Annotated in this window: 15 protein-coding genes; 10 read left to right on the forward strand and 5 right to left on the reverse strand. The window is 31.9% G+C overall.

Annotation, left to right across the window (positions count from 1 at the left end):
• The first annotated feature begins 145 nt into the window (after positions 1 to 145).
• The 3 genes from HSX10_RS04420 to HSX10_RS04430 all read left to right on the forward strand — a co-directional run bounded on the left by HSX10_RS04420 (position 146) and on the right by HSX10_RS04430 (position 4,313).
• Entirely contained in the window at positions 146 to 2,296 is a 2,151-nt protein-coding gene (locus HSX10_RS04420) for a TonB-dependent receptor (RefSeq protein WP_173587033.1), read from the forward strand.
• A gap of 93 nt (positions 2,297 to 2,389) precedes the next feature.
• A complete protein-coding gene (locus HSX10_RS04425) occupies positions 2,390 to 3,112 on the forward strand; it encodes an energy transducer TonB (protein WP_173586994.1) in 723 nt (240 codons plus the stop codon).
• 196 nt (positions 3,113 to 3,308) lie between these two features.
• On the forward strand, positions 3,309 to 4,313 hold the full coding sequence (locus HSX10_RS04430; protein ID WP_173586995.1) for a sugar kinase: 1,005 nt from the start codon (positions 3,309 to 3,311) through the stop codon (positions 4,311 to 4,313).
• Positions 4,314 to 4,391: 78 nt separating this feature from the next.
• Here HSX10_RS04430 and HSX10_RS04435 read toward each other — a convergent pair whose 3' ends face one another.
• Positions 4,392 to 4,793: a VOC family protein gene (locus HSX10_RS04435; protein WP_254453197.1), complete on the reverse strand. Its 402-nt coding sequence runs from the start codon at positions 4,791 to 4,793 to the stop codon at positions 4,392 to 4,394.
• Between the two features lie 42 nt (positions 4,794 to 4,835).
• On the reverse strand, positions 4,836 to 5,642 hold the full coding sequence (locus HSX10_RS04440) for an AraC family transcriptional regulator (protein WP_173586996.1): 807 nt from the start codon (positions 5,640 to 5,642) through the stop codon (positions 4,836 to 4,838).
• Positions 5,643 to 5,819: 177 nt separating this feature from the next.
• Between HSX10_RS04440 and scpC the strand changes: the two genes are divergently transcribed.
• The 3 genes from scpC to HSX10_RS04455 all read left to right on the forward strand — a co-directional run bounded on the left by scpC (position 5,820) and on the right by HSX10_RS04455 (position 8,303).
• On the forward strand, positions 5,820 to 7,322 hold the full coding sequence (gene scpC / locus HSX10_RS04445; protein ID WP_173586997.1) for a succinyl-CoA:acetate CoA-transferase ScpC: 1,503 nt from the start codon (positions 5,820 to 5,822) through the stop codon (positions 7,320 to 7,322).
• A gap of 176 nt (positions 7,323 to 7,498) precedes the next feature.
• The gene (locus HSX10_RS04450; protein WP_173586998.1) at positions 7,499 to 7,654 is read left to right on the forward strand and encodes a YqaE/Pmp3 family membrane protein; all 156 of its coding nucleotides are present in this window, start codon (positions 7,499 to 7,501) and stop codon (positions 7,652 to 7,654) included.
• Between the two features lie 16 nt (positions 7,655 to 7,670).
• A complete protein-coding gene (locus HSX10_RS04455; RefSeq protein WP_173586999.1) occupies positions 7,671 to 8,303 on the forward strand; it encodes an SDR family oxidoreductase in 633 nt (210 codons plus the stop codon).
• A 109-nt stretch (positions 8,304 to 8,412) separates the two neighbouring features.
• Here the strand turns inward: HSX10_RS04455 and recG are convergent, their stop codons facing one another.
• Positions 8,413 to 10,515 carry an ATP-dependent DNA helicase RecG gene (gene recG / locus HSX10_RS04460; protein ID WP_173587000.1) on the reverse strand — a complete coding sequence of 701 codons (2,103 nt, stop codon included), beginning with the start codon at positions 10,513 to 10,515 and terminating at the stop codon, positions 8,413 to 8,415.
• A 194-nt stretch (positions 10,516 to 10,709) separates the two neighbouring features.
• On the opposite strand from recG, the gene HSX10_RS04465 reads away from it, so the two are divergent.
• The 3 genes from HSX10_RS04465 to HSX10_RS04475 are packed head-to-tail and all read left to right on the forward strand — an operon-like array spanning position 10,710 to position 14,737.
• Positions 10,710 to 12,689: a M1 family metallopeptidase gene (locus tag HSX10_RS04465; RefSeq protein ID WP_173587001.1), complete on the forward strand. Its 1,980-nt coding sequence runs from the start codon at positions 10,710 to 10,712 to the stop codon at positions 12,687 to 12,689.
• A complete protein-coding gene (locus HSX10_RS04470; RefSeq protein ID WP_173587002.1) occupies positions 12,689 to 13,573 on the forward strand; it encodes a patatin-like phospholipase family protein in 885 nt (294 codons plus the stop codon). Before HSX10_RS04465 ends, HSX10_RS04470 begins: the two co-directional genes overlap by 1 nt.
• A gap of 12 nt (positions 13,574 to 13,585) precedes the next feature.
• Entirely contained in the window at positions 13,586 to 14,737 is a 1,152-nt protein-coding gene (locus tag HSX10_RS04475; protein ID WP_254453194.1) for a lycopene cyclase family protein, read from the forward strand.
• A gap of 50 nt (positions 14,738 to 14,787) precedes the next feature.
• Here HSX10_RS04475 and HSX10_RS04480 read toward each other — a convergent pair whose 3' ends face one another.
• Together HSX10_RS04480 and HSX10_RS04485 are read right to left on the reverse strand one after the other, a co-directional pair.
• Positions 14,788 to 15,027: a hypothetical protein gene (locus HSX10_RS04480; RefSeq protein ID WP_173587004.1), complete on the reverse strand. Its 240-nt coding sequence runs from the start codon at positions 15,025 to 15,027 to the stop codon at positions 14,788 to 14,790.
• A 16-nt stretch (positions 15,028 to 15,043) separates the two neighbouring features.
• Entirely contained in the window at positions 15,044 to 15,502 is a 459-nt protein-coding gene (locus HSX10_RS04485) for an SRPBCC family protein (protein WP_173587005.1), read from the reverse strand.
• A gap of 258 nt (positions 15,503 to 15,760) precedes the next feature.
• Between HSX10_RS04485 and HSX10_RS04490 the strand changes: the two genes are divergently transcribed.
• Positions 15,761 to 17,704 carry a peptidylprolyl isomerase gene (locus HSX10_RS04490; RefSeq protein ID WP_173587006.1) on the forward strand — a complete coding sequence of 648 codons (1,944 nt, stop codon included), beginning with the start codon at positions 15,761 to 15,763 and terminating at the stop codon, positions 17,702 to 17,704.
• Positions 17,705 to 17,707: the final 3 nt, after the last annotated feature.

Consider the following 17,707-nt stretch of genomic DNA (forward strand, 5'->3'; position numbering starts at 1 on the left):
AAAATAGGTATTGGTATCATCAATTCATTTCGTCATCGATAATTAACAGTTCAGTAAAATAGAATTCATGTTGGCTTAAATATGATTCATGTTTGCATTATCAATTAATTCTGAGTTTAATTCAGGATTTATAATCAATCAAAACATGAACAAGTTAATCACTATATTTATTTTACTTCTAGCAGCTTTAGGGAACTCGCAAACTACAGTTTCAGGAAAAGTATTAAATACTAAAAATGAACCTATTATTGGGGCTAATGTTTATTTAGACGGGACCTATGATGGAGCAACGACAGATGAGGAAGGTGCTTTTATATTTTCAACCGATATAAAGGGGACACAAACCTTAGTTATTTCATATTTATCATTTGAAACCAAAAGAATGATTAATGACGTATCAAAATTAAAAAACCTTCACATTAAACTAAGAGAAGATATGGAAGCTTTAGATGTGGTGCATATTAATGCAGGTACGTTTGAAGCGAATGATAATAGTAAGGTTTCTGTGCTAAAACCATTAGATGTGGTTACTACGGCAAGTGCATTGGGCGATTTTGTAGGAGCTTTACAAACCTTGCCAGGTACGTCTAATGTCTCTGAAGATGGACGTTTGTTTGTGAGAGGGGGGAATGCAGACGAAACGCAGATATTTATAGATGGCGTTCGTGTATTTACACCTTATTCTCCATCAGCGAGCAATACACCAACACGAGGTCGTTATTCCCCTTTTTTGTTTGATGGTATTACGTTTTCTACAGGAGGTTATTCTTCAGAATATGGACAGGCTTTATCTAGTGTTTTGCTTTTAAATACGATAGATGAACCTAGCCAGGAAAAAACAGATATAGGGATTATGAGCCTAGGTGCTAGCTTGGGGAATACTCAAAAACGGAAAAAATCGTCTTTAAGTTTTAATGCTTCTTATGTGAATCTTTCTCCTTATTTATCGGTTTTTAAGGATAAAAATGATTGGAAGACTCCTTTTGTAACGACTCAAGGTGAAACTGTTTTTAGGCGAAAATTAAATAATGGAATGCTAAAGTTTTATGCTGCATTTGATGCGACTAAATTTGAATTAAATCAAGAAGATATTAATTATGATGACGGTATTAATTTTAAATTGAACAATAATAATTTCTACTTAAACACTTCATATAAAGGGGTTTTAGGAAGTGGTTGGAGTGTGCTTTCTGGAATGAGTTATACTTATGCGAAGGATAAAATAGGAATTGAGTCTCAGAAGATCCAAGACACCGAAAACTCAGCACATTTAAAGCTGAAATTAAAAAAACGTTTCAGTAGTCAGTTAAAATTAAGTTTTGGTGCCGAGCAATTTGTAACAGATTTTAAGGAGAACTTTGTAGAAGACGCTCTAAATGAAACTTATGGCTTCAATAATAATATTATAGCCGGTTTTGTTGAAGCAGATGTGGTGTTTTCTAAAAACCTAGCTTTAAAAGTTGGATGGCGTGCAGATTACAGTTCAATATTTAAAACAACAGATATAGCACCAAGAGCAGCAATTGCATATAAGAGTTCAGAAAATGAGCAGTTTTCTTTAGCTTATGGTAACTTTTATCAGAACCCAAACAGTTCAATTTTAAAATTTGAACAAGATTTAAAAGCACAAAAAACAGCACACTATATTTTTAATTATCAATACATTAATAACGGAAAAATATTTAGAGCTGAAGCGTATAGGAAAGATTACAATCATTTGGTAAAGTTTGATACCGATTTTGCAGCTTATGATAGTAATTTTAATTCATCAGGTGAAGGTTATGCACAAGGTATTGACTTATTTTGGAGAGATAATAGCAGTATTAAAACTATAGATTATTGGGTTAGTTATTCATATTTAGACACAAAGCGTAATGATCAAAATTTTGAAACGTCTGTACAACCAAATTATGCTACCAATCATAATCTATCTATAGTTGGTAAATATTGGATAGATAAGTTAAGAAGTCAGGTTGGTTTATCTTATGGGTTTTCTTCTGGCAGACCTTATAATAATCCAAATACAGATCGTTTTTTTAGTGAACGTACAAAAGCATTTAATAGTCTTAGCTTAAACTGGTCTTATTTATTAGATCAGCAGAAAATTTTATACTTCTCGGTAAACAATGTTTTAGGGTTTAATAATGTAAATGGTTATCAGTATGCAGACACTCTAAATCTTGATGGTCAATTTAGTAGAAGAGCACTAACTCCGGCTTCAGATCAGTTCTTTTTTGTAGGATTTTTTTGGACGATTAGTCAGGATGGTAATGATAATCAATTAGATAATCTGTGATCTTGTAAGTATTTGGTTTTTAGGGGGAAAATGATTTATATCATGATTTGAGATTAGTATATCTGTTACCTTTATAGTACTAAATTAAACGTCATGGAACTCAAAAAAAACCCAAAAGCCAATGTAGGTAGAAACAGCAGTTTATATTTTGCTGTTGGCTTAAATGTAATGTTGCTCTTAACATATTTAGGGCTTGAACATAAGACTTACGAAAAAGAAGAGATAAAGATTGATTTATTAATGTTAGATGATCAGTTTGATGAGGATATACCGATCACTAACATTAATATTCCACCACCACCTCCACCTCCAAAACAGGTTGTTACTGAAGCAATAACTATAGTTGAAGATACTGAAGAAGTAGAAGAGACTGTTGTAGAGAGTACTGAAGTAGGACAAGATGATGTTATTGAAGAAGTAGCTGAAGTTGAAGATGTTGTTGTAGATGAAGTAGAAGAGGATTTAGAGGTGCCATTTGCATTGATTGAGAAAGTTCCTCAATTTCCAGGTTGTAAAGGAAATAATGCTGAATTAAAAGCCTGTTTTGAAGAAAAAATGCAAGCGCATTTACAGAAAAATTTTAGATACCCTGAGGCTGCGGCAGATTTGAATATACAGGGAAAAGTTTATGTCTTCTTTTTAATAGATAAAACAGGGAAGGTGACTAAAATAAAATCTAGAGGACCAGATAAGCTTTTAGAAACTGAAGCGGAACGTATTATAAGTCTTTTACCAAAAATGATTCCTGGGCAACAGAGAGATATGCCTGTGAGTATGCCTTATAGTGTTCCAATTAATTTTAAATTAATGCAGTAGCAATATACCCTAATATTATAACCTTAAAATTTTCCTTAATTGAAAACAGAATCCCTGAAAAGGGATTTTGTTTTTTAAATTATTTTAGACATAATTTGTTATAAATTTATTTAAGTAAATTTAAGTCCCTATCTTTTATGTCTCTAAACTTTGAGATAAATAAACTAATAATTTTAAGAGAAATAAATATATTCATATGGAACAAATTATAACATTTGGAGAAGTTTTAATGCGTATTTCACCAAGAGGGAATAAAAAGTTTATGCAGTCTAATATTGCAGAATTTTATTTTGGAGGTACGGAGTTAAATGTAGGTATTTCTATTGCTAATTTTGGTGGTAAAGTAAAACATATAAGTGTTGTTTCTGATGATTTTATTGGCGAAACAGCATTGTCTTATATTAGAAAGTTTGGGGTTAGCACATCTTCAATAGAGTTTTCTAAGCGTCCTTTAGGGGTTTATTTTTTAGAGGTAGGAGCTGTTATGAGACCGAGTAAAATTTCTTACAATAGATCACATTCTTCTTTTTCAGAAATAGTCCCTTCAATGGTAGATTGGGAAAAAGCTTTAAGAAAAGGGAATTGGTTGCATTGGACAGGTATAACACCAGCTTTAAGTGAAGGTGCTTTTGCTACGTTAAAGGCGGGACTTATATTGGCAAAAGAAAAGGGGATTACTGTTTCTGCTGATCCAACTTATCGTAGTGGTTTATGGAAATACGGAAAAGATGCAAAATCATCTTTGATTGAGTTATTGCATTATTCAAATATTTTTATCGGAGGTGTTAATGAAATTAATGAAGTTTTAGGGACTAATTATAGTTATTCAAACGAAGATTTTCTTAAGGCTAGTAAAGAATTAATGGAAGCGTTTCCTTCAATTGAAAAAGTATTTGATAAAATTAGAACTTCCTTAAATTCTTCATGGCACAAAATTAGAGCTAGAATGTGGAATGGTACTGAATTTAAAGAATCTGAAGATTTAGATATTACACATGTTGTAGATAGAATTGGTACAGGAGATGCGTTTGCAGCTGGTTTAATCCATGCTTTACAGCAATACGATGATTTTAAGGCTATGCAATTTGCTAGTGCAGCTTGTGCATTAAAACATACTTATGAAGGTGATGTTAATTATGCAAATGGAGATGATGTGATGTCTATCTTAGAGGGTAATATCTCAGGGCGTTTTGTACGCTAAAAGATGTCATTCATTATAAATTAAAATAGTAATAGCTTGCTTGTTCTTTATACAGGCAAGCTATTTTATTTATTGCTATTATTTAGTGTATGCACCAGATGAATAGGTTAACTCATAGCTGTGTGTGTAAATTTCGAAAACAATTCCGAAAGGATCTTCTACATAACACATTTTAAAAGGTTTTTCTCCAGGGTAATATTCTCTAATTGGCATACGTTGTTTTCCGCCATATGCTACAATTTTATCAATTAATTCTTCAATGTTAGGGTCTTGTATGCTAAAGTGAAATAATCTAGTATTAAACAAACTAAATTCAGGAGCTTCTTTAAGGCCATGAGGGAAAGAGAATATCTCTACACCAACACCATCAGAAGTTGATAAATGTGCGATTTTAAATTCGTCCCAATCTTCACAAAACCCATCAATACATATAATACCAATGGCTGTTTCTTTTTCTTTTTTAATGGTAGAAGGTTCCATAATGGTGTAATACAGTTTGTTTTTTTGTTGCAAGAGTTGAATTTAAGGCTCTAAGTATATTTCATTCGATTTTCTGTATTCCGAAGGTCGTTTTCCCATAACCTTACTAAATGTGTTGCTAAAGGTTGGTAAACTACTGTAGCCAACCATATTTGCTATTTCTGAAATATTATAATCCGAATTCATTAAATATTCTAAGGATTTAAATATCCGTAATTGGGTGTAGTATTTAATGAAAGACATGCCTACGTCCTTTTTAAAAAGTCTATAAAGTGATTTATCCGTCATGCTAAATTTTGAAGCAAGCTGAGGTAGTAAGTGTTCTTGATGTATTTGGTCTGTTAGGTAATTTATAATATTTGTTAATCGACCATCTGTTGGCTGTGGTAACTCTAAATGTAATGATTTATAGACTGTTTGTTCTAAAAGAGCTTTAAAAGCATAGACAATAGCATATTTTTTTTTTTGAGACTTCATAATGTCTCCTTTCCAGTTTTTAGTAAATAATAAGAGTTCCATTAATAAATTATTAATAGGGTAAATTCCTTCTTTGTTATAAAATTTTGAAGAATTAGTAGGCATAGGGAAGTATAAGTTTCTCATAATTACCTTTGGTGTGCTGGGGTAAATGGCATGCTTTACTCGTGAAGGAATCCACATATAGTGTCTAGCAGGTAAATAATATATTCTATTCTTTGTTTTAACGTGTACAACACCGCCTTCAGTATATAAAAATTGACCTTTATCATGCTTATGAGATTCAATGAATGTTTCGCCCATTAAATTGTGGTAACAAAAGATGCTTTTAGGATTCTTATCTACTTCGGTTAAGTAATACTTTGTATTCATAATGTTACAATACAGTCTTATTTGCACTAAATTAATAAAATATTGTCTTATATCAATAAATAGACATTAAATATCTTGTATAAATTGCATCTTAGTTTTGTGAAAAACATAATCAAACTAAAAATAATAATCAAAAAGGTAATTTTTTACCTTAAAAATCTCTAAATACTTAATAATATGCAACGAATTAAATATCCTGATTATTTGGATAAAATACAGACTGCAGAAAAGGCTGCTTTACTAATTAAAAATCGTCACGTGTTGGGGGTTAGTGGTTTTACAAAAGCAGGAGACAGTAAAACAGTTTTGCCGCAAGTTGCAAAAAGAGCGCTTCATGAAGATTTGAAAGTAACTGTGTTGAGTGGTGCTTCATTAGGGTACGATACAGATGCCGATTTAGCAAAAAATGGTGCATTGTATAAAAGATTACCGTTTCAGGCAGATCCGACGCTTAGAAAAAGTATAAACAGTCATGAGGTTCTTTATGTAGATCAGCATTTGGGACAAACAGCAGATATGCTTCAGAAAATTGACAAATTTAAAATTGATATTGCTATTATTGAAGCGGTATCTATTACTGAAGATGGTTATATTGTACCAACAACATCCGTTGGTAACTCTCCGATTTTTGCAGAAAATGCAGATCAAATTATTATAGAAATAAATACAACGTTTCCTGAGTCTCTAGCAGGAATTCATGATGTTAAGATTTTAAAAAAACAACCCAATCGAGAGGTGATTCCTATAACAGAATCAGATACAAGAATCGGAGATCCATATATTAAGATTGATCCTAAAAAAGTAGCTGCTATTGTTTATACAGAAGTTCCAGATAGTCCGGCGGTAATAGCTGATCCAGATGAAAAAACAAAAGCGATTTCTGGTCATATACTTAAATTTTTAGAAAATGAAGTAGAAGAAGGAAGGTTAACGGAATCATTATTGCCTTTACAGGCAGGTATAGGTAAAACGGCTAATGCTATTTTATCAGGGTTTACGAATAGTAAATTCAAAAATTTAACGATGTATTCTGAAGTGCTTCAGGATAGTACTTTTGAGCTTATCGATTCAGGTAAATTGCTGTTCGCATCTGCGTCTTCAATTACGGTAACTGAAGCGTGTTCTAATAAAGTGTTTAATAATTTTGAACAGTATAAAGACAAACTTCTATTAAGACCGCAAAACATTAGTAATGCAGCTGAGGTGATTAGTCGTTTAGGTATTATTGGAATTAATACAGCAATCGAAGTAGATATCTATGGAAATGTAAATTCTACACATATTGGAGGGACTAAAATGATGAATGGAATAGGAGGTTCTGGGGATTTTGCTAGAAATGGATATCTAAGCATTTTTGCTTGTCCATCAATATCAAAAGAAGGACGGATTTCTCATGTAGTTCCTATGGTGTCTCATACAGATCATACCGAGCATGATGTAGATATTTTGGTAACAGAACAAGGTTTAGCTGATTTAAGAGGTTTGGCACCTGTAGAAAGAGCACGACTTATTATTGAAAACTGTGTACATCCAGAGTATAAAGATCAAATGTTAGATTATTTTGAAGAAGCTCATAATATTGGTGGACAAACACCACATATTTTAGAAAAAGCCTTTAGTTGGCATACGCAACTTAAAACTAAAGGGACAATGAAAATAGAAATACTTGTTAATCATTAGGCTTAATTATTTAGTTTATAAATGCTACTATTTTTAATTATCTATTACCAATAGCCTGTATTTTTCAGTTTGCTTTAATGACATCAGTTTTTAATATGTGCTAACATTACTATTAAACAAGTTAAGTAATTTTAGTTGTTAATGCTAATTTTGTGGAGAACCAAAAAATAAAAACTATGTCATTACTTACTATAATCTTATCCATTTTATTACCTCCGTTAGCTGTGTTCTTAAAACATGGACTAGGAACTGAATTTTTAATCAGTGTTGTCTTAACAATTATTGGTTGGTTACCAGGTGTGATTTATGCATTTTATGTAAATAGTAAATAAAAAAAGTAAAAAAATAATGGAAAATATATTAGTTGCTGGTGCTAACGGTACCACAGGAAAACAAGTCGTTAACTTATTAAAATCATCACAGTATTTTAATCCAATTGCAATGGTGCGTAAAGAAGAGCAGCAGAAGCAATTTAAGGCTGATGGTGTAAAAACTGTCTTAGCAGATTTAACGGGTGATCTTACAGATGCTGTAAAAGGTGTAGATAAAGTAGTTTTTGCGGCAGGATCTGGCGGAAAAAATGTAATAGAAGTAGACCAAGAGGGTGCAAAGCGCTTAATGGATGCCTCAAAAGAGGCTAATATTAATCGTTTTGTAATGCTGAGTTCAATGGGAGCAGATCATCCTGAGGCTTCAGACGATTTAAGAGATTATTTAAAAGCAAAACAAAATGCTGATAAACATCTTAAGGAAAGTGGGCTTAAATATGTAATTGTAAGACCAGGAGCTTTAAATAATAATATAGGAAAAGGAGAAATAGAATTAAGTGAGAAGTTGAGTAAGCGAGGTGAAATTAGTAGAGCCGATGTCGCTAAAACTTTAGTAAGTACATTAAGTGATGATGCGCCTTATAATACAACTTTCGAGATTTTAGAGGGGGATACTATTATTGGAGAAGCCTTAAGTAGCTTGTCTAATTAAAATAGAAGACAAGAATTCTTAAGACATATAAAGATAAATTTAAATAAAAAGAGAGGCTTTTAAAGTCTCTCTTTTTTAGTATTATATAGGTTTTTATTCAATCTTTTATTTAGCTAATATAATTCCAGATATTTCTGTATTTGCTCATTTGTCTGTACGTGTTAAGAATCACTTTGTGCTCTGGTAGAGTTAAACTTGGGTCTTGCTTTAAGATGTTTTTAGCATAGTGTCTCGCTTCCTGAAGAATGTCTTTATCTTTTACAATATCTGCAATTCTTAGGTTTAAAATACCACTTTGCTGTGTCCCCATAATATCTCCCGGTCCACGTAATTTTAAATCGACTTCAGCAATTTCAAACCCATCGCTACTGCGTACCATGGTTTCTAATCTTGTTTTACTATCCTGACTTAATTTATAGCTCGTCATTAAGATGCAGTAACTTTGTTCTGCTCCACGACCAACACGACCACGTAATTGATGTAGTTGAGATAAGCCAAAGCGTTCTGAGCTCTCAATAATCATTACAGAAGCGTTAGGGACGTTAACACCAACTTCTATAACTGTTGTAGCAACCATGATTTGGGTTTCTCCTTTTACAAAGCGCTGCATTTCATAATCTTTATCGGCAGGTTTCATTTTACCATGAACAATAGAAATTTGATATTTGGGCATAGGGAATTCTCTAGAGACACTTTCATAACCATCCATTAAATCTTTATAATCCATGTTTTCGCTTTCTTGAATTAGCGGATAAACAATATAAATTTGTCTTCCTAAAGCGATTTCATCTTTCATGAATTTGAAAACTTTCAGGCGATTACTATCAAAGCGATGAACTGTTTTTATAGGTTTTCTACCTGCAGGTAATTCGTCAATAACAGAGATATCCAAGTCTCCATAAACAGACATTGCTAGGGTTCTCGGAATTGGTGTTGCAGTCATCACAAGAACATTTGGAGGAAGTGTGTTTTTGCGCCACAATTTACTTCTTTGAGCGACTCCAAATCTGTGCTGTTCATCTATAATTGCAAGACCTAAATTTTTAAATTTAACCTTGTCTTCAAGTAAAGCATGCGTACCAATTAAGATCTGTAAATCGCCATTTTCAAGATTTTGGTGAATAATTTTTCTTTCTGAAGTTTTAGTTGAGCCTGTTAATAATGAAACACTGATATTTAATGGTTTGCATAATTCACTTAATCCTTGGTAGTGTTGAGCTGACAAAATAGCAGTAGGTGCCATTAAGCAACATTGAAAACCGTTGTCAAGTCCCATGAGCATTGACATAAATGCAACAATGGTCTTCCCAGAACCTACATCACCTTGTAATAGCCGATTCATTTGTGCATTTGAGCCTAAATCGAATCTAATTTCTTTTAAAACACGCTTCTGCGCATTGGTTAAATTAAAGGGTAAATGGTCTTTGTAAAAGGTATTAAAATAAGTGCCAACTTTATCAAAAGTGAAGCCTTTAATTTTAGATTTATGGATAAGATTTTTAATAATTAATTGCAGCTGAATGTAAAATAATTCTTCAAATTTTAATCGGAATTGTGCTTTTGCTAAAAGCTCTGGAGTCTTCGGAAAATGAATATTAAAAAGTGCATCTGGTTTCGCAATTAATTTCAACTCCGACATTACAGAATCAGGTAAAGTTTCAACAAAGCGTCCGTTAGTTTCCAAAAACAATTGTTGCATAATTTTGGTCACTACACGATTTGTTACACCTTTGTTTGAGAGTTTTTCGGTTGATGGATAAATGGCTTGCATGGCCGAGCGTAAATTACCTTCGTGCTCCGTTTGTAATTCAATTTCTGGGTGTGGCATGCTAAATTTTCCGCTAAACCAATTCGTCTTACCAAAAATAACATAGGTTTGCCCTATTTTAAGGTTTTCTCTAATCCATTTCTGGCCTCTAAACCAAACGAGTTCCATTGAGCCTGTGTCGTCTCTAAAATTAGCAACAAGACGTTTGCCTCTTTTTTGTGCTACTTCTTTAAAACCTGTGATTTTTCCTATAGTTTGAACTTCGGCATTATTTCGTTGCAGTTCGTTTATCTTATAATAACGGGTACGATCAATATAACGATTGGGAAAAAGGTTAATTAAATCTTGGTAGGTTTGGATGCCTAATTCTGAGCGTAACAAATCCGCACGATTGGGACCAACGCCTTTAAGATAATCTATGGGGGTTTGTAAATTAACACTCATGACTGCGAATTTAATTAATTCCTTTGAAATCTATGATTCATCAATTTATTATTAACTGATATTTAGGAAAGAATGTATTCTATTGCTTAAATTACAATTAGTAATATCTAAAATAATGTTATTTATTGTCTGTACTTTTTTCGAAACGGCATAAAATCTTTACATTGGTCATTATTCTTGTCTCTAATTAATCTATGAAGAAATTTTTTATCATCGTTTTTGTGCTTTTAGTAGCTCATTCTTTTGCACAACAAACTAGTTATGTCGATTTTATTAAGGCAAACGCTACATTAAATATTGTTCCAGATTCTGCTTTGGTTGAAGGAGGTGTATCTTATAATTTCAAGATTTTGAAAGCTACAGATTCTATTTTCTTAGATGCTGTAAATATGAAATTCAATACAGTTGAAATAGCTAAAAGTGATGCTGTTTTTGGTGCGCTATCATATTCAAATATTGATAATAAAATCTATTTTAACTACCCATTTAAAAAAAATGAATCTTATGTAGTTCGTTTTAACTATTCGGCAAAGCCTAAAAAAGCAATGTATTTTTTAGAGCGTGAAAATGCACCACAGGTTTGGACGCAAGGTCAAGGGAAATATACAAGTAATTGGTTTCCTAGTATAGATGATGTTAATGATAAAATTATTTTCAATTTAAGTTTAGTAGGAGATTCTGAATATAAACTTTTATCAAACGGAGCTATAACGGAGCGTATTGAATTGCCAAACGGAAGCGTTAAAACATCTTATAAGATGAAGAAGCCAATGCCAAGTTATCTATTAGCTTTGGTTTATGGTAAATACAATAAAGAAACAAAGACATCTAAAAGTGGTATTCCTTTAGAGTATTACTATTATACTGAAGATTCTTTAAAAGTGGAGCCCACTTACCGTTATTCAAAACAAATGTTCGATTTCTTAGAAGAAGAAATAGGATTTGCTTTTCCGTGGCAGAATTACAAGCAAGTACCTGTTCATGATTTTTTATACGCAGGTATGGAAAACACAAGTCTTACCATTTTTTCAGATGCTTACGTGGTAGATTCTATTGGTTTTAATGATAAAAACTATGTGAATGTTAATGCGCACGAATTGGCACATCAATGGTTTGGAGATTTGGTTACGGCAAAATCGAGCGAGCATCATTGGTTACAAGAAGGTTTTGCCACCTATTATGCGCTTTTAGCGGAACGCGATATTTTTGGTGAGAATTATTTCAACTTTAAACTTTTAGAATCCATAATAGATCTAAGTCATCAAGAGCTTTCGGGAGAAGGAACATCTTTGTTAGACCCTAAAGCTAGTAGTTTAACTTTTTATCAACGTGGGGCATGGGTTTTACATATTTTAAGAGGTGTTGTAGGTGATCGTGTTTTTAAGCAAGCGGTTAAAAATTATCTAGAGAAGCATCAATTTGGAAATGTTGAAACTTCAGATTTTATTAAAGAAGTAGAGCGCCTTTACGGTAAGTCATTAACGAGTTTTGTTAATTATTGGATTAAAAATAAATCTTTTCCTTACGAGAAGGCTTATGAGGTTTTAAGGAAGGAATCAGAATTTATTAATGAATATGCTATGGTAGATTGTGAAGCTAAAACATCTAAGTGTGCCGATTATTTAAAGTATTATGTTTCAGATGAAGCAAAAGCAAAGGTTATTAGTCAAGTTCCGGATTTAGTGACCCCAGGTACTTTTAAAAATGGTATAAAAGTGCGTCAGGCTATTTCGCAATATGTTACTAAAATTCCAGAAAATCTAAAGACGGATTACGAATCGTTACTCGATGATCAATCGTACATCACTATAGAGAAAGCCTTATATAACCTTTGGAATAATTTTCCATTAGAGCGTTCTAAATATTTGGCTAAAACACGAGGTATTTCGGGTTTTAGTGATAAGAATGTGCGTTTATTATGGATTGTTTTAAATTTAAACACGGCATATTATCAAACAGACGATAAACAAAAGTTATTTAATGAGTTGGTAGATTATACAGGAGAAGCTTATAATGTAGATTTAAGAATGAATGCATTTCAGTATTTGTATTTAATGAAATCTTGCAATGAAGAATGTGAAGCAAACTTAGAGAAAGCAAAATCACATTATAACTGGAGAATGGTTAAGTTTGCTAAAGAATTATCTAACAAGTTAGAAGAAAATAAAAAGTAATGCGAGCATTAGTAATATCTGGAGGAGGAAGTAAAGGAGCATTTGCAGGTGGTGTTGCACAATACCTTATGGAACGTGAGAAGCGTGAATATGATATGTTTTTAGGAACTTCAACAGGAAGTCTTTTGGTGCCGCATTTAGCTGTAAATGAAATCGGGAAGCTTTATGATATTTTTACTAATGTACAACAGCAAGATATTTTTAGTGTTAGTCCTTTCATTCAGCGTAAAAAAGGGGATAGAGAATATGTTTCAATAGATTTTGTAAATTCAATATGGCAGTTTATTAGAAGAAGACGAACTTTTGGAGAAAGTAAAGCATTGAAAAGACATATTAAAAAGCATGTAACTTATGAGGAGTATTTAAAGATTAGAAAAGAAAAGCACGATGTTGTGGTAACGGTTGCTAATTTATCTATGAACCGTACTGAGTATAAGTCTATACAAGAATGTACTTACGAAGAATTTTGTAATTGGATATGGATTTCTTGTAACTATGTACCATTTATGTCTCTCGCAAAAGTTGATGGTTACGAATATGCAGATGGAGGATTAGGAAGTGTAATACCTATTCGCGAAGCTATTTTAAGAGGAGCCACTGAAATTGATGCTATTGTTTTAGAGGCAGAAACTTTAGGGAAACAGAAAGTTTTGGGTAAAAACCCCTTTTCACTTATGATTAGTTTATTCGGACATCTACTGAATCAGGTAGAACGAAATGATATTATGATTGGCAAGCTTGCAGCCAGAAACAAAAATGTAAAACTTAATTTGTACTATACACCAACAAGTCTTACTGAAAACTCACTAATTTTTAGTAAAAGATTGATGGAGAGATGGTGGCATGAAGGTTATGATTATGCAGAAAGTCGTCATGAAGAGTAATTGAGGTCATACATGAAATCAAAATACGATTATATCATATTAGGAGCTGGAGCTTCGGGTTTATTGCTGGCGTACCGCATGTCTAAAGATGCTTTTTTTAATGATAAGTCAATTTTAATTATTGATAAAGAGAAGCATAAAGGCAACGACAGAACTTGGTGCTTCTGGGAGGATGGAGCAGGTGAGTGGGATGCGCTTTTAACCAAAACTTGGAGTAATGTTTACTTCGGAAGTGATTCGTTTTCTAAAACCATCTCAATTGCACCTTATGTTTATAAAATGGTGAGAAGTGAACCTTTCTATAATTCACTTTGGGCAGATATAAATGCCAATTCTAATTTTACTTTTATTGAAGATTTAGTAGATCATTTTCAGGAATCTAATAACGGAGTTGAGGTTATTGCCAGTAATGGAACTTATTTTGGGTCTAAGCTATTTAATAGTCTGCCTAAAGAAGAGGTTTATGCAGCACATCCAAAATACCCTTTAATTCATCAGCATTTTGTAGGTTGGTTTGTGAAAACAAAGACAGAGGCGTTTGATGATTCCATGGCGACTTTTATGGATTTTACCGTGCCTCAAAATGGAAATACACGTTTTATGTATGTGTTGGCTATAGATAAGCAAACAGCATTATTTGAATATACTCTGTTTTCTAAAGATTTGCTAGCGTTTTCTGAATATGAATATGGGATTCACTCTTATTTAAAACAGAGGAATATTTTAGATTATGAAATTATTGAAAAGGAGCAGGGAAATATACCCATGACTTCTTTTGATTTTAATAGCTTAAATTCTCAGCACATTCTGAATATTGGAACAGCTGGAGGTTGGACCAAAGCAAGTACCGGTTATACATTTCAGAATACGTCTAAAAAGACTAAAGAGGTTATTAGTTTTTTTAAGAAGAATGAAGACCTATCAAAGTTTCAGAAGTCTACAAAGTTTCGATTTTACGATTTAATTTTCTTAGATGTTTTAGCAAATCATAATGATGAAGGCGCTTCTATATTCTCTTCAATGTTTAGGAAAACAAATGTTAAAACGATATTTAAGTTTTTAGATGAAGAGTCAACACTTTTAGAAGATCTAAAAATTATTCTTTCAGTACCGCCAAAACGTTTTATGCAAGCATTTTTTAAGCGTTTTATCAGAAAAGTATAGAGGTTTTTTTTTAATAAATTAACCATCTAACCATCTAACCATCTAACCATCTAACCATCTTGATAAACTTGTCCTCTGTGTGGTTTTAGGCTATCTCGTATTGGTTTCATCTCAGATTCATCCACAACTAAAAAAGCTAAGCTATGCATGTCGCTTATGGTTTCAACACCTGTAATTGTAATATCTAGTTTGTTTATTACAATATATTCTTTCAAATGAATAAGGTGGTGTTCTGCTGTTTTTTGTCCGGCAGGTCCTTTAAAATCCCATATCAATTTTAGTTTTCGCATTTTTATAATTTCTTTTTTATTTAGATGTATGTACAGAGGTTCCTTTTTCAACAAAACGTTTAAAGTTAGTCATATAAGTTTTGGTATGTTTTTTAAATGCTCCAGGTATTAAAAGTAGCATTATGCTCATTTTAAAATTGGTAGGTTGAAAATTGTTTTTGCAAACCCATATAGTGTAATCTTCTTTTGTCGTTTTAAAATAATTTTCTTGAATGTTTTGTAACCCTTTGCTTGCGTATGTAGTGTGTAATTCGTCTGGCAGATTTTGTTTGGTAATAGTTTCTATGACTTCCATTTTACGATTTCCAAAGCTATAATTTAATTTCATCTTTGCACCCAATTCATTCGGGTTTCCGTAAATATGTTCCATATTAATAAAGCCTTCTTGCCAATGTATTATATTGTCAATAGAGTTCATTTTTTTGATAACTAATGAAATAGGTTTGTTAATTAATATTTCAAAAGTGTGTTTCATAGAAAATGTTTTCTATAAATGTATAAAAAAGGTATAGTAATCGTTTTAACTAATCGATGTCTGTACCGTTTTCATTGTTAAAATCATTATAAATCGTATAAGTTGTTATTCTAGATTGGTTTTTACGCCGTAACTAGCGAGCACTATTGAAATAATGCTTTTTAATCAGCTTGCTAAGTACACTAATTATGTTACTTTTGCTAAGTTTAAAAAATAAATATACTTTATCAATAACTATAAAATAATAAAGGATTAATCATGAATTTAAAATTCAAATGTTTGTTTCTAGTGTTTTTTGCACTAAATTTTTCTTTTTCTCAAGAAAGTGATGAGGTACTTCTTAAAGTCGCTGATGATTCCATTATGGCTTCTGAGTTTATTAGGGTTTATAATAAAAATTTAGATTTAGTTCAAGACGAGAGTCAAAAAGATATTGATGGTTACTTAAAATTATTCATAGAATATCAATTAAAACTAAAAGAAGCTAAGCGTTTAAAGTTAGATGAAGATGTAAGTTACCAACGTGAGTTTTCTAGATACAAGAAACAATTGATTAAAAATTATATTGCAGATAATGAAGTTACTGATGCTTTGGTCAGAGAAGCTTATGATCGTAGTAATATTGATATTAATGCATCTCACATTTTAGTCCGCTTAGATGCTTCGTCTAATGATACTATCAGTGCTTATAATCAAGTTTTAGCTTTAAGAAAACGTGCTTTAGAAGAAGGTTATGATAAAGTAAAAAAGGAAATGCATGATGGTAAAACTATTTTCCTTGAAGACTTAGGTTATTTTTCAGCTTTTAAAATGGTTTACGATTTTGAAACTGCTGCTTACAATACCAAAGTTGGAGAAATTTCTATGCCATTTAGAACGCAGTTTGGTTATCATGTTGTAAAAGTTAATGAAAGAAGAGGCAGTAGAGGTACTTTAACCGCAGAACATATTATGGTTAATTTTAATCCTAAAGATTCACTTTCAAATCCAGAAGCTAGAATTAATGATATTTATAAAAAGTTGAATCAAGGTGAAAGTTTTGAATCTTTAGCTAAACAATTTTCAGATGATAAAAACTCTGCTAAAAATGGCGGTAAATTAGCACCTTTTAAAAGTGGTCAATTAAGTTCTACAGAATTTGAAGATGTAGCTTTTGGTTTAGAAAATGATGGAGATGTTAGTCAACCTTTTAAGTCAGCTTATGGATGGCATATTGTAAAAAGATTAAGTTTAGAGCCTGTTGCACCGTTTGAAGATTTAAAAGCAACTTTTGAATCTAAAGTAAAAAGAGACTCAAGATCAAAGTTGATTAATGAGGCGATGATTACAAAACTTGAAAATCAATATCAAATTACTTTCAATGATAAGTCAAAACCTTATTTTGTATCGATATTAAATGACGATTTTCTTAGCCGTAATTGGGTAGAGCCAAAAGACTTTAAAGCGACTGAAACTTTATTCACGATTAATAAAACTATTTTCACATATGAAGATTTTGCAAAGCATTTAAAATCAGCACAACGTATTCATAATGCTAAAAACAAGGATTTTGAAAATATTGTAACTACTGAATTTAAGAATTTTTACGAAAAATCAATTCTTCAGTATAGAGAAGATAATTTAGAAGTTGAAAATAAAGAGTACGCAAACATCTTAAAAGAATATAGAGACGGACTTTTATTGTTCGACTTAATGGAAAAAGAAGTTTGGAATAAAGCTTCTAAAGATTCAACGGGAATTGAAACGTTTTACAATACTAATAAATCGAAGTATTTATGGAAAGATAGAGTAGAGGTTGTTATTGCTTCATCTGCTGATAAATCTAAAATGAAGAAAATCCGTAAATTGATGAAGAAAGGGAAATCTGAAGCTTTTATAGAAGAGAAACTAAATACAGAAGACAAGCAAAATGTTATCTTCTCAAAAGGAACTTATACATTAGAAGACTCTACTTTACCTTCAGACTTTAAAGCTAAAGAAGGTGTTTCAGACGTTTATGAAAACCACGATGCATTTCATGTTATTGATGTAAAGACTATTATACCTGCAGGTCAGAAAACCTTAGAAGAAGCTAGAGGTAATGTTATTAGTGATTACCAAGAGGAAATAGAAGCTAATTGGATTAATGATTTATACGAACGCTTTAAAATAGACGTTAATCAAGCAACACTAGATGCTATCAAAGCTAAAATTGGAAACTAATTT

This window comes from Winogradskyella undariae (assembly GCF_013285155.1).
Classification (GTDB): domain Bacteria; phylum Bacteroidota; class Bacteroidia; order Flavobacteriales; family Flavobacteriaceae; genus Winogradskyella; species Winogradskyella undariae.